The sequence below is a fragment of the Streptomyces sp. NPDC060027 genome (genome assembly GCF_042737005.1).
Classification (GTDB): Bacteria; Actinomycetota; Actinomycetes; order Streptomycetales; family Streptomycetaceae; genus Streptomyces.
This window is the reverse complement of sequence record NZ_JBHWVI010000245.1, coordinates 1-12,532: the sequence shown is the minus strand read 5'-3', so window position 1 is coordinate 12,532 and position 12,532 is coordinate 1. Positions and strand designations below refer to the sequence as shown.

At 64.9% G+C, this 12,532-nt stretch carries 9 protein-coding genes and 5 pseudogenes; 5 read left to right on the top strand and 9 right to left on the bottom strand.

What is annotated here, in order from left to right; translation table 11 throughout:
* Positions 1-236 (top strand): annotated as a pseudogene (locus tag ACFWBT_RS36795) (hypothetical protein); the annotation flags it as partial.
* 108 nt (positions 237-344) lie between these two features.
* Positions 345-785, top strand: coding sequence for a hypothetical protein (locus ACFWBT_RS36790; RefSeq protein ID WP_385707406.1), 441 nt, complete (start codon positions 345-347; stop codon positions 783-785).
* 193 nt (positions 786-978) lie between these two features.
* Here ACFWBT_RS36790 and ACFWBT_RS36785 read toward each other — a convergent pair whose 3' ends face one another.
* The 5 genes from ACFWBT_RS36785 to ACFWBT_RS36765 form a co-directional block, all read right to left on the bottom strand.
* Positions 979-1,407, bottom strand: coding sequence for a hypothetical protein (locus ACFWBT_RS36785; protein WP_385707404.1), 429 nt, complete (start codon positions 1,405-1,407; stop codon positions 979-981).
* Positions 1,408-1,431: 24 nt separating this feature from the next.
* Positions 1,432-2,658: a beta-ketoacyl-[acyl-carrier-protein] synthase family protein gene (locus ACFWBT_RS36780; RefSeq protein WP_385707402.1), complete on the bottom strand. Its 1,227-nt coding sequence runs from the start codon at positions 2,656-2,658 to the stop codon at positions 1,432-1,434.
* Positions 2,655-2,912, bottom strand: coding sequence for a phosphopantetheine-binding protein (locus ACFWBT_RS36775; RefSeq protein WP_385707400.1), 258 nt, complete (start codon positions 2,910-2,912; stop codon positions 2,655-2,657). The genes ACFWBT_RS36780 and ACFWBT_RS36775 overlap by 4 nt, the downstream gene beginning before the upstream one ends.
* 16 nt (positions 2,913-2,928) lie before the next feature.
* Positions 2,929-4,044: an ACP S-malonyltransferase gene (locus ACFWBT_RS36770; RefSeq protein WP_385707398.1), complete on the bottom strand. Its 1,116-nt coding sequence runs from the start codon at positions 4,042-4,044 to the stop codon at positions 2,929-2,931.
* A gap of 471 nt (positions 4,045-4,515) precedes the next feature.
* A complete protein-coding gene (locus tag ACFWBT_RS36765) occupies positions 4,516-5,121 on the bottom strand; it encodes a GNAT family N-acetyltransferase (RefSeq protein WP_385707396.1) in 606 nt (201 codons plus the stop codon).
* 461 nt (positions 5,122-5,582) lie between these two features.
* Here ACFWBT_RS36765 and ACFWBT_RS36760 point away from each other — a divergent pair, with 461 nt between their 5' ends.
* From ACFWBT_RS36760 to ACFWBT_RS36750, 3 genes and pseudogenes are all read left to right on the top strand, one after another.
* Complete coding sequence (locus ACFWBT_RS36760) at positions 5,583-6,284, top strand: hypothetical protein (protein ID WP_385707394.1); 702 nt, start codon at positions 5,583-5,585, stop codon at positions 6,282-6,284.
* Positions 6,285-6,300: 16 nt separating this feature from the next.
* Positions 6,301-6,549, top strand: a pseudogene (locus ACFWBT_RS36755) (transposase); the annotation flags it as partial.
* Between the two features lie 182 nt (positions 6,550-6,731).
* A complete protein-coding gene (locus ACFWBT_RS36750; RefSeq protein ID WP_385707392.1) occupies positions 6,732-7,052 on the top strand; it encodes a GYD domain-containing protein in 321 nt (106 codons plus the stop codon).
* 15 nt (positions 7,053-7,067) lie between these two features.
* On the opposite strand, the pseudogene ACFWBT_RS36745 reads toward ACFWBT_RS36750, so the two are convergent.
* The 4 genes and pseudogenes from ACFWBT_RS36745 to ACFWBT_RS36730 form a co-directional block, all read right to left on the bottom strand.
* Positions 7,068-7,755, bottom strand: a pseudogene (locus ACFWBT_RS36745) (IS5 family transposase).
* Positions 7,756-9,407: 1,652 nt separating this feature from the next.
* Positions 9,408-9,521: pseudogene (locus ACFWBT_RS36740) on the bottom strand (MerR family transcriptional regulator); the annotation flags it as partial.
* A 42-nt stretch (positions 9,522-9,563) separates the two neighbouring features.
* A complete protein-coding gene (locus ACFWBT_RS36735; protein WP_385707390.1) occupies positions 9,564-11,561 on the bottom strand; it encodes a B12-binding domain-containing radical SAM protein in 1,998 nt (665 codons plus the stop codon).
* A gap of 789 nt (positions 11,562-12,350) precedes the next feature.
* Positions 12,351-12,532 (bottom strand): annotated as a pseudogene (locus ACFWBT_RS36730) (IS4 family transposase); the annotation flags it as partial.

The window sequence follows — 12,532 nt, the reverse complement described above, 5'->3', positions numbered from 1 at the left end:
TGACCATTCGCTACCGGCAGAACCGGGCGGTGATCTTCAACTCCGACCTCTTCCACGCCTCGGATGCCATCCGCTTCCAGCCCGGCTACAAGAACCTGCGCATCAACATCACGATGCTCTACGGCGACCGTGAGGAGGAAGCGCACCATCCACAACTGTCCGGCTCCGAGGCAGGAGTCAGCAGGCCGGCTTGGAGATCGGCGGCTTTCACACGGGCGAAGGCAAGACGGTGCTGAACGGAGGACGCTTGCGCACCCGCTCGGCCCGGGGTGTGCTCGTACCTCCGCAGATGGACCCGGCGCTTGCAAGCCGCAGTCCGTCGGCTCTAACCGAAGGGATGAACTGTGGACACCACAACTCTTGAGCAGTTGAAGAGCGAGTACCGCAAGAGCGGTGCCAGAAACGGAATCAGACTTGACGACGCCGAGATGCGGAGGGCCATCGCACTCCTCCCATACCAGGGACCTGTGGTCGAAACTCCCGGCGCGGAACTCCGCTACATCGAGGGCCTGCTGAGACTTCCGCTTGATTCCATCGTCGACTTCTCGATCATCCCAGCCTCCGGCCAGTCACGCTGTATGTGTGGACGCACACCGACGGCGCTGGACATCGTCGCCCACGCCGTCGGCCACAAGGTGCACGACGAGCAACTCCTGCGCGACACCGTGATCGGCGTGTACAACGTGTTCGAGTTCGCCGACGAAGGGCGCACAGCGCCATGTCATCGGTGCGGACGGGAGTTCACGGCCAGCGGCTACTGGACCCACAACTACCTGTACGCCTGACTCGGCCCCGCATTCCAGCGATCTGTCAGTCGTCGACCGTCGACCGGCCGTCCCGGCGTGGGAGTGACCGTCGTAGCCGGGCGGACTGGTCACAGACGATGCGATGACAGGAGCCACGTTGCTGGGTGTATGTACCTCGCGGGGGACCCGTCGGCCTTCCGGCACGCCCCCTGATCCGTTCGTGCCTCAAGCCTCAAGCCTCAGCCGAACCCCAGCCCCAGTTACGGCAGTCGGCGTCGCAGTGGGCCACGCCCACCGTCTGCCTCAGCACGACTGCTTCCGCGTCGGCCGGAGCAGTGCCGTTCGCGAGTGTCTCCCATCTCAGTTCGTGTACGAATCGGCCGTTGGCACCGTCCGGTCGCTGCACCACGACAAACTGGGCGGCTCCGTCACTTCGGGCCGCCTCGAGCACCAGCTCTTTGAGACGGGAGACTTGGTCGGTTTGTGACGCGAGATCGCTGACACCGATCTGCTGGCCGTCAGTCAGCTTGAAGCGCTCTTCGATCATGGCGGCGAGGTTGTCAAGTCCTGCCGGATCTTCCCCAGCCGCGACACGACGGGTCAGATCGTTGAGTTCGATCACCAAAGCACTCGGCCCGAAGCGGCCCTTTTCCAAATTCATCCGATTCTCCTTCACAGCGGTTCGTCAGTACCTGGCAAGGACGAGCGGTGACATGAGGCCACCGAGCCCGAACGAATTCGAGATCGCGACGTCCACCGTCGCGGCACGTGCCTGATGGGGAATGACGTCGAGTTCGCACTGCGGATCAAGTTCATCGACGTTGATCGTCGGCGGAAGTTGCTTCGAGTGAATGGCCAAGGCAGTTATCGCCGCTTCGAGAGCCCCGGCAGCACCCAGCAGGTGGCCCGTCATCGACTTCGTGGAGGAAACGGGAGGCGGGACGCTGCCGAACACGCTTCTGAGCGCACGAGCCTCCGCAAGGTCGCCAATAGGCGTCGAGGCCGCATGGGCATTCACATAGCCGACATCGATCGGTGCCACCCCCGCGTCGGCCAACGCGGATTCGATCGACCTGACGGCGCCCTCTCCGTACGGGTGCGGGGCAACGAGGCTGTGGCCATCCAGGGAATGCGCGTACCCGAGTACCTCGGCGAGCACCGGCGCTCCCCGAGCGGAGGCCGACGCAAGATCCTCCAGGACCAGGATGGCTGAACCTTCACTGAACACGAAGCCGTCGCGGGTGCGCTCGAAAGGTCGGGACGCGGCCGTCGGCGCGTCGTTGCGTCGGGAGAGTGCGCGAGCGGAACAGAAGGCCCCCATGGAAAGTGGCGTCAGAGCCGCGTCCGTCCCACCGGCCAGAACCACATCTGCGCGTCCGGACATGACCAGGTCGGATCCGCGGCCGATCGCGTGAGCTCCGGACGCGCAGGCCGCAGCCAGGCACTCGACGGGGCCGAGGAAGCCGAACTCCATCGAGACGAAGGCGGCGGCAGAACTGGCCGCGCACGAAATGTTGATCTCCGGTGGCACTGCCCTGACGCCTCTGGACAGAAGCACCGCAATTTCCGTCTCCACACGCGAAGTACCGCCGTAGGCGCTGCCGATCACCACGCCGACCCGCCCGGGCTCGAGCTCGCGAACGCACAAATCCGCGTCCACGAGCGCCAGTCGAACGGCCTCGAAGGCGAGGTGAGTGAAGCGCTCAGCCTTGCGGGACTTTTGAGGGGGCAGGCTTCCTGAGACGTCGAAGTCATCGATCTGTCCGGCAATGCGTGACGGAAGCGCCGAGGCGTCGAACCGAGTGAGCGGTCCTATCCCGGACCGGCCGGCGACCATGGACGCCCAGAGTTCGTCCCGGCCGATCCCCACCGGTGTCACCGCGCCTACGCCAGTTATTGCGACGCGTCTCACGATCGGACCTTGCTCAAGACCACATCGGCCGCATCCTTGACGACCAACATGTGTCCGATGTCCTCGTCGAGAATCGTGACGCCGAAGCGCCCTTCGAACAGAGTGACTGCGGTCATGAGGTCCAGCGAGTCGAGTCCGAGATCTCTGAACACGTGCGACTCGGGAGTGATCTTCGAACGGGGCACCCCCAACTCGTCGACCAGTACGTCCACCACCTGGTTGAAAACTGCTTCAAAGCCTGATTCGTCGGCCACGGCTTCCTCCCAGCTCTCATGTCGTGCCTTCAACCGCCGCGATGTCCAGGGAAGATGTAGGGCGACCGCCTGCGAACGGTCTTCCGTCGGGAGCATCGGAGTCGGCTGCTACGGCACACAGGCATGGAGTCGGCCGCTCCGGCAGATCACATCGGCAGATCTCACCGATGAATCCAAGAAGCCTCGGTGGCCGGTCCGAGCCCACCTCAAGGACTTTGTCGTAGCTCTCGGACAACGCCCTGATGGCCGTCTCACGAAAACGCACAGGCTCAGCCACGGAGCGCACCAACAGGTCGCGAAGCTCGTCAGGTCGCTTGACCCGATGGCCCGTCACAGTGGAGTAATAAGGGACGCTGGGTGGGTCGATGTGTATGCGTTCCAGAGCCGGTTCCAGCCGTTCCTGAACGGCCTTCATGTATGGCGAATGTGCGGCGAACGGAACGGAGAGAGTCCGCGTGCGCGTGGCACCCACCCCGCGCAGCCTTCGCGCTGCCAGCGCCAGGCCCTTGCTGGTGCCGGCAAGTACGGTTTGACCAGGGCTGTTGTAGGCCGCGACGTGGATGGATACCCCACTCCGCTGCAGCTCCTCACAGACCTCTGCTACTGCGTCGTTCGTGGCACCGATGACGGCTGCCATGGCGGTTGAGCCGTCGGCGAGGTCCGCCATTGCCTGCCCACGGGCCACGGCAAGTCGGATGGCGTCGTCGAACGAGAGGGACTTGGCCACGACCAGGGCCGCGTACTCGCCGAAACTGTGCCCAAGCACAGCACCGGGTCGCCCGCCTCGGCTGCGGCATACCTGGGCCGACGCGGTGGCGATCGTGAGTATCGCTGCCTGCACGACAGGCTGATCCCAGCGCGGAGTGTCTTCGAAAGTGCACACCTTGGCGAGATCGAGCCCGACCGCTGTGTGAACCCGCTCGAACAGCGCAGGTGCAGCCGAGAGACCCGCACCCATGTGCGGCTGTTGCGAGCCCTGCCCAGCGAAGACCCACAACGAGCCCTTCTCGCCACGGCCGGCCGTGCTTCCGGTGTCAGTCGGGGAAGTGGTGGATGTGACGGCCGCGTATGAGGTGCTCTGGGGCGGCTGCCCCTCCGGGTCGATCCGAGGGCGTCCATACCAGTGGGACATGACACCTCCTGCACGACTCGAGAGCTCGAGGAAGGGTGATGTCGAACCACCAGCACAGTCGGCTGTGCCGCACGGGGCGGTGGTTGCAACTCCTTGAGACACTCAATACAGGTGCGGTGAACTCAGCGGCAGACTGCTGCTGACGACTGTGCACTCATCACGCATTCATCTTGCGCGAAAGTGAGCAGTACTGCACTTCGAGACGCTCACAGGACTTTTGCCCGTGGCTCCGCAGCAGTGCGGAGCCACACCGACCGAATCCGGGCCGGCGTCCAGCAGCTGAGGCCTGCCGACCGTCTGAGGCCAAGGCCAGACGCCAGCGGGGCACCGACATCCGGGTCACCCTGGACTGTGGCGCCGCCTCCCGGTCACTGGCCCCGGCCTCGATCGCATCAGCGGCCGCGAAGCCGGACATCCTCACGCCGAGCTCGTTCCTCAGCCGTCAATCCACCACACCGCCCTCGGGATACCTCATTCTCCCGGCGTACCGCGGCCTACGGCGGGCGTCACGGGTCGGACCCCGGCCCCGTTGTGTGGGCCGTGAGCATCTCTGCGGGGGATCCGGTACAGCACACACTGTCGAAGCGGCCCCTCGGGCACGCTCGGATCCTCGAAGTCGTCGGCCGGATCCCGGGTCATGCCGATCCGGCGCATCACCGCCTGGGAACGATGGTTGTGGATGGTCGTCGACGCGATCACTTCCGGGAGCCCGAGAGTCTCGAAGCCGAAAGCCAGGCAGGCCAGGGCGGCTTCGGTAGCGTAGCCGTGCCCCCACGCGGAACGCGTCAACCGCCAGCCGATATCCACTCCCGCGAAGGGCATGTCGTCGCCCACGTCGTCCAAGCCGGCACGGCCGATGAACTCACCAGTCTCCCGTGCTTCGAGCGCCCACCACCCAAATCCTCGCTCATCGAACTCGGCCTGCATGAGTGCCGCCGCGGCATCGCTCTGCTCCCGCGTCAGCAGTTCCCCCAGGTGTTCTCGGACCTCACGATCGGCGTTCATCAGCGCCCACGGTTCGAGGTCGGACTCCCGCCACCGGCGGAGCAGAAGACGATCGGTTCGCAGCTCTGGCATGCCACCCAGCCAACCCGATCAAGATCAGGGTGTCGATCGGTTATGTATCGGACCCCACGGTGCTCGTCCGTGCCGGACCCGCTGCGCAGACCCTCACGGCTTCCACCACCCGGCGGGACACCATCGCGTGACGACCCGACGTAACCCGCACGTTGAAGGCCCTCCAGGCACTGTCCGACGGGTCGCGTGACCACACAGCGTTCACATCGTTCCGGACCGTACGGGGCGGGGTGGTCTGTCGGATCAGGAGTGGGCTCGACTGGAGCCGCACTTGCCGAAAAGCGTGGGCCGGGGCGGACGTTGGAAGAGCCACCCGCCTGCTCAGCATCGTCACGATGAGGCCCTGGGTCGCCCCTGTGCAGTCCGGCGGCAGCTTGTGCCGGGAGGGAACCACCGTCCGGGGAGAGCTCGTGTCCTGGTACGGGTGGACCGGAAACCGGGCAAGGCTCGCGGGGGGAATCATGCAGATCATCGAGGTGACCGGGTACGCCGTCCGATCTGCTGTGATCACCATGAGGCGGGCCGGGGCGCCGCTGGAGTTCGTGATCTTCCCGATGCTGCATGTGGCTTCGCCGACGTTCTACTCCCAGGTCCGACTCAGACTCAGGGAATGCGACCTCATCGTCATGGAGGGAATCCGAGGCAGGTCGGCCGGCATAAGCACCCTCACGCTTGCCTACCGGTTCGCCCCACGCCGACGGCGCAACGGCCTCCAGGAGCAGCGAGACGAGCTGCTGCTTTCCGAGACCGCGCAGGTCATCAACCCGGATGTGACCGCCGCGGAGGCCATCGCGGATCTGAAGACACTGTCGCGATGGACGTACCTGCTGCTCCTGGTCGCGGCGCCGGTGATGGGCCTGGTGTTCGCTCTGCGCGGTCCGCGCGCTTTCCTCGATGAAGACCTGGTGGTCGAGGATCTGCCGTCGACGCTGGAGGCGGAGATGATGGCCGACAATCCGGTGATTCACGCGTTGACCGATCGGCGCGACAAGCAGTTGCTCGACGCGCTCGGCGAGATCCACGCGGAGCACGGCGACGAGCCGATCCGGGTGGCGATCGTCTACGGAGCCGGTCACGTCCCGGCCATCGCGTCGGGACTGATGGATCGCTACGGGTACCGCCCACGCGAAGCGGAATGGCTCACCGTCCTCGTCCAGGCATAGATCGTTCCCGTCGACAGGTGAGTACGGCCCGTACCCGAACCGGCTGCGGGAGCAGTTCGAGGAGGTGAGCTGGCGGTTCCGCACCAGCAGCCAGTGGCGGGAGCTGCCGTGCGAGTTCGGCCCGTGGCCCACGGTCTACGGCCGCTTCCGGGTCTGAAGGGACGCCGGTGTCTTCACCGCACTACTGGAAGGCGTGATCGCCGAGGTCGCCCGACAGGGGAAGGCGGACTTGTCCCTGGTCAGCCCGGACTCCACCACCGCCCGCGCGCCGGTGATCATCGCCTACCTGGCGGCGGGGTCTCCCAGGCGATGACCGGCCGGTGGCCGACGCCCGCCGCTGTCCGGGTGAATCCTGCCGAGTCGTGAGTGGTAGTCGGTGAACCTGGGGGAAGGCCCTTGCACAGACCGGACAACAGACCGGACAAGCGATGGGCAGGGAGCGTCCCGATGCCGAAGCTCCTCATCCAGGCGAGCTACACGCCCGAAGGCACCAAGGGGCTGCTCGAGGAGGGCGCGAGTGGCCGCCGCGCCGCTGTCGAGCAGGTCGTCACCGGCCTCGGCGGCACGGTCGAGGGCATGTACTTCGCTTTCGGTGAGGACGACATCATCCTCATTGTCGACTTCCCCGACCCCATCTCCATGGCCGCCGTCAGCCTCACCGTCAAGGCCAGCGGCGCCCTTCGTACCCGGGCCACTCCGCTCCTCACCCTCGACGAGATCGACGAGGCAGCCCGCCGGCAGGTCGCCTTCCGAGCCCCTGGCGCCTAGGTTCTGTCTCTTTGGTCAGCGTCGGGTCCAGATGAGGATGCCTGCGAGGTGGAGTGCGGCTTGGTAGGCGATGGCGAGTTTGTCGGTTCGTGTGGCCAGGCCTCGCCACTGCTTGAGGCGGTTGATGCAGCGTTCGACGGTGTTTCGTTGCTTGTAGGTCTCGGTGTCGAAGGCGGGCGGCCGGCCGCCTCGACGGCCTCGCCGCAGGCGGTGGCCCACCTGGTCGGACGGTTGAGGGATGACCGCGCGGATTCCCCGACGCCGCAGATACGCCCGGATGGCACGGGAGGAGTAGGCCCGGTCCGCCAGCACATCCGAGGGCCGTGTCCGGGGCCTGCCCGGGCCGCTTCTCGGCACACGGATGCGGGCCATCACCGTCTCGAAGGCCGGTGCGTCGCCGGCCTGGCCCGCGGTGACGGCGAATGCCGGTGGCCGGGCTCGACCGTCCGCGGCCAGGTGGACTTTGGTGCTCAGCCCGCCGTGAGCGTCCGAGTGCATGGTCGGCGGGCTCGCCGCGATCGACGGCCCACCTGATCAGGCGTTTGTGAGCGGTCTGGAACGAACCGAGCTCGTCGGGAAGGTCCCGCCAGGGCGAACTGGTTCGGTACTTCCACGCGATGGCCTCAAGGGTGCGGCGGTGGTCGGCCCATCGCCGCCCACGAACCGGATCGGCCGGCATCAGCGGCTCGATCCGGTTCCACATCGCATCAGTGATCACTAATCGGACGGACACATCCGATCAACTGACCAACCCATCAAAGAGACACGCGCAGGCGTCCCGCACCCGATGTCCGGCCAGGGCAAAGCCACCCTCCTGCACGGCGCCACCGCACCCGAACCCCGGTGCGCCGTTCCTGGTGCTGCTGGTGGCGGTGGGCTGGATCGAGTTTGGCGCAGTTCACGTTCTGCGCCCTGCTCAAGCTGATCGCGCAGCTACGCGCAAACCTGGCGCGTCCTGCGGAGGCTTGGCTCCTCACGCCCTGCTGATCGGCAGCATCCTGGTCCTGCTGCCCACGAGTCGGCTCTGGCCTCCGACGCCCAGGCCCTACCTGCCACCATCACGGCCCGCGTCCCCGGCCAGGGCCGGGCCCCGCGGTCCATCAGGCCGTGCCGTTCTTCGCGAGCACACCGGCAGCCGGTCGTCGTACACCGTGCGCGAGACGCGGCCTCCGGAGAGCCTGTGGGGTATCGCCGAGCAAGAGCTGGGGGACGGTAAGCGGTGGCGGGAGATCGCCGCTCTGAACCAGGGCCGGACCGTGACCGACGGCCATATCCTCCAGGCCAACAGCTTTCTGCAGCACGGATGGCGGCTCGCGATGCCCGATACCGCAGTGGCCGGAGGCGTCCGCACGCAGCTGGATGACAGTGCCCCGGGCTGTCGGCGAAGAGAGCGCTCGCGTCGTCACGGTCCGCCCGGGCGGACCACCTGTCGAAGATCGCGGAGAGGGAGTTCGGCGACGGCGAGGCGTGGCCGCGCCTGTTCGCAGCCAGCCGGGGCACGCGGCAGCCGGACAGCCTACCCGCCACCTCCGACCCGAATCTGATCTATGCGGGACAAGGGTCCCCATTCCGGGCACGTCGTCAGCTTAGGCCCATCGGCGCGAGGACGAGTGGCATCAGGGCGGCTCCACCGGCCGACAGCGCCCGCACCAACCACGGAGGATCCGTACGACGGGCAGACACGGGGTCAGGGCCGGGCACACATCCACCGCCCGCACCACGTCAGTCCGCCACCCCCACCGCAGTCCCCCGCGCCCGGCAAGACAACCGACCGGCCCCGCCGGGGGCCGGGCCACGAGCAGGACTCACCCTCACCAGCAGCGTCCAGCCCAGCGCCAGTACCTCCCCCGCCGGCCCGCCATCGACCGAGCACTCCGATTCCGCCGCCTCCTCCCCCGCCGCCACGGCATCAGAACCACCCGCGCCGGCCTCGGCTGTCAGCACCCCGAGCCTGCGCACCGTTCTCGACACCGGCGTGCTGCCGACCGGGGCCGAGAACGGTGCTCTCGCCCTGCGCAGGACGCCGCCGCACACCGGGTGAGACGATCGCCATCCGAACCCTCCCCCGCAGAAGCCCAGTTAGCGACGGCCGCCGAACAGGGCGGCACAGGCCGCCTGGACGTGACCTGCGGACCCTGCAGACCAGTTGAGCCAAGAGGAGGGTGTCATGGATCTGCCCGCGCTACCGGCCGCGCGGATCGGCGCCAGCAGTGCTCATTCCGGAGATGGCAGCGGCTGCTACAGGGACGCCGGTCAGCGCAGTGAGGCCGCCGATGACGACGGTGGTGTGCAAGGGGCAGGAAGTCTCTTGGCCGGAGGCGGATCCGTTCGAGGTGGGGCGGCTGCTGCGGGTTCGTGCGGCCCTGTCTGGATCTCGACCTGGGCTGCGACATCGCCGAGCTTCACGGCCGTGACGATGCCGGAGAAGGCGTTGCGGGCGAAGGTGCAGGAGACGTCCTTCTCGCCGCTGTCGGCTGGGAGCCCAACGACCTGTCCCAGCCGTCGTCACCACTACTCATGGCCGAGCTTGCTCGGTGCCTTGTGAAGCGTGGCCCGGGGCGCCGTTGCCGGTACGCGACTGGGCACTGTATCCGGAGTGATCAAACGCAAACGAATGAGTGGTTCCAAGTCCTGTCGGCTGTAGCCATAGGAGCTTTCCAGATCAGCGAGGGATACGGAACGCTTCCCGAGAGTCGACAGGATCCGCGCGGAAAGCTTGGACACTCTCACCAGGACCCCGTCATTCCTGACGAAGGAAAACGTGGAACCACCTGGAGCGGAGACCATTCGTCCATTGACTGACCAGGTTCCAGGCCATTCGCCGAGTTTTTCTGAGTAGTCCTCCTCGCTGATTTCTTCGATCATCGATGGGCCGAATCTTCCGTGATAGAAGAGAGCGTGAGGCGTGTCTGTTCCCCCCACCCACGGGCGCCACGGGGGAGAAACGTTGAGCGTCTGCCTCGCTTTGGCGAGTTCTGGCTGCTCGTTTCCATGTCCAGCCGGGTCGTCGTAGTCCAGTTCGCGATGGATGTCATCACCGGCCCGCGGGCGGAGGTTCTTGATTCCGAAGCGATCCGGCTCCTTAGCAACGATCGATCCAGGTGTTAGCCCAAACGTTCCGACGCCTCCGATCGTCCACAGGTGCCGATTCCTCCTGAGGAAGTCGGTTGTGTCGAACGCCTCTTCCAGCGTCTCTCCCGGGAAGCCCGTGAAAGCCATCATTTGGACTCCTAGGCCCGCGGCGCGCATATTTTGCACAGTTTGTAGGGTTTGCTGTGTCGTCGTGCCCTTGTCGATCAATTTGAGAACCCGGTCATTTCCGGACTCGAACCCGACAGACACTGCGACGCAGCCACTCCGTTTCAATAGATCGGCACGCTCCGGTGACCAGTATTTTTCTAGCCTAATTTCAGCACTCCAGCGCACGTCTATGCCGCGGTCCACTATTCCTTGGGCTATTTTCAGGAGCGTAGCAGGCGCCAGTACATCTACAGAGAAGTACACATACTGCGAGAACTTTGAAATCCTTTCAAGATCATCCAAGGTCTTACCGACGGGGTCCTGCCGCCAAGGACTGGTCGGGGAATCACCATTCAGTCCGTAGTCACAGAAGGTGCATTTGTTCCAGTAGCAGCCACGAGAAGGCGTGTAATAGACGAACCGATGGGGGGCGAGATAGAGATGCCAGGGCAGTTTCTCGTATGAAGGCGTGGTTAGATTCTTGATGTCCTCGTAGTGCAGGACCGGAAGTGCACGTCCTCGGCCCCCCAAATTCGGGTGGATCATGACATTTGCTGTCGCAGCTGGAAGGATTCCGTTGCCGCGCGCCTTCAAGATTTCTGTGAATGCGCTTTCACCTTCACCGATAACGCATATGTCGAACGGAGAAAACACCTCGAAAAATCGATCCCGATCATCCATGTACTTCCAGGCGTCCGATACCTCGGTGCCGCCGCAGATGATCCACGCATCGGGGCATGACTCTCGAATCTTCCTCGCTGCGTACAATGCAAATGGCAATTGCTGCGTATAGGTGACATTTATTCCAATGACCTCATATTCTCCGTCCAGACACCTGCTTGGAAGTTCGTAGTCCAAGTATGTTCCGAACGGGCGGCATATCTTCTCGAGGATGGCGGGGTCGGTAAGGTCTGCGATGCTGGAGAGATTGAATCCGGCATCGCTGGACAAAGTGAATCCGTGCGCAAATTGACCGGGAAACCCCAGCGTACTGATTGCTTTCATCCAGCCGACGATATGCTCAACGGCCTGACGGTAGGACGGGTAGTGATAGAATTCCCGCTCGTCCTGCAGCACCCGGACAGCGGCACGCACTTGGTCCGGGTTTACAACAGAAGCACCCAGGAATGCCCGGAGTTCGCGCCTTTCATCCTCGGACAACGCATCCTGTCCGAGGAGCGATTCGAGTCGCCGATTTACAGAGCGAACCACCTCAGTAGAGAAATCCTCTCGGAGCGTGGCGTGGAATGCCTCGACGTTCGCATCCACCAAGTCGATGTCACAGAATCCGGCCGCGGACGCGGCTGCGTCGAGGTAAGAAAGACTGTGATACCCGGAGGTTGGATCACAGAGAGGCGGATAGATGAGACAAGTGCGAACTGACATCAGGGTTCCCAATCCTCGATCGGTCGCGCGAAGCACCGACTTGCCGACGTGTTGTGCCGCGGTTACCCCCCGCTAAGAAGAATCCCCCACAGACCGGAGCACCGGATCCGAGCGAGGAGGTACGCAACTGTGCAATACCGGCACCGGCCACTCGGGCGGTCATCCGGCCCGTAGCACGGGGGCTACGCGCAGAGCCATACACGGGTCCGTAATTGGCGCGAACCAGAAAAGCGAAGAGCGTGGCTATGGTCGTTCTGGAGAAGACACAATGGCAGGCTGTGGGCGTGAGGAAGGCAGGACACTGAATCCTCCCGGTGATAGCGTTTCCTCTCCAGGGTCAAGCAGCGCGCCGCCCTTGGCATGAGTAAGACGTACCCAGGATGAGGCTCTGACAGGGTGCAGGGAACCCGAACGGTTGGAGCTGAGGTGCCAGGCGCGCTAGGCGCAATGCCGTTGCTTTACGGGTCTGGGGCGGGTGGTTGGGGTCGTTTGATGTGGATGGCTTGGGTGCCGGCGTGGGTGGGTTGGGGCCAGGTCTGGTGCTCAGTCCGTTTGAGCCAGTAGTTGGACATCTTGCGCTTGACGACGCGGGGCTGGCTGCGGAGCCGTCTGGCGGGCAGGAGTCTTTCCAGCAGGTCTTCTTGGAGTACTTGTAGTGCTCGGACCAGGAGCTCAGGGGGAAAAACCGCCCGGGGTGACGGTCACGCTGCGCCGGGCGGAACGCAGCGTTTCGGTGAAAGAGATCCGGTCCGGGTCGAGTTGGCGGGTGGCTGCGGTTCTCAGCATCAGTTCCCGCAGCGCATGGTGGACCAGGAGGTGAGCCCAGATCTGCTGGAGGACGCCGTCGGGTGTTT

Bases quoted from the DNA above. Each gene is read 5' to 3' on its own strand.
- ACFWBT_RS36765 (WP_385707396.1), bottom strand. From the start codon at position 5,121: ATGCCAGAGCTGCGAACCGATCGTCTTCTGCTCCGCCGGTGGCGGGAG.
- ACFWBT_RS36750 (WP_385707392.1), top strand. From the start codon at position 6,732: ATGCCGAAGCTCCTCATCCAGGCGAGCTACACGCCCGAAGGCACCAAG.
- ACFWBT_RS36785 (WP_385707404.1), bottom strand. From the start codon at position 1,407: ATGAATTTGGAAAAGGGCCGCTTCGGGCCGAGTGCTTTGGTGATCGAA.
- ACFWBT_RS36760 (WP_385707394.1), top strand. From the start codon at position 5,583: ATGCAGATCATCGAGGTGACCGGGTACGCCGTCCGATCTGCTGTGATC.
- ACFWBT_RS36770 (WP_385707398.1), bottom strand. From the start codon at position 4,044: ATGTCCCACTGGTATGGACGCCCTCGGATCGACCCGGAGGGGCAGCCG.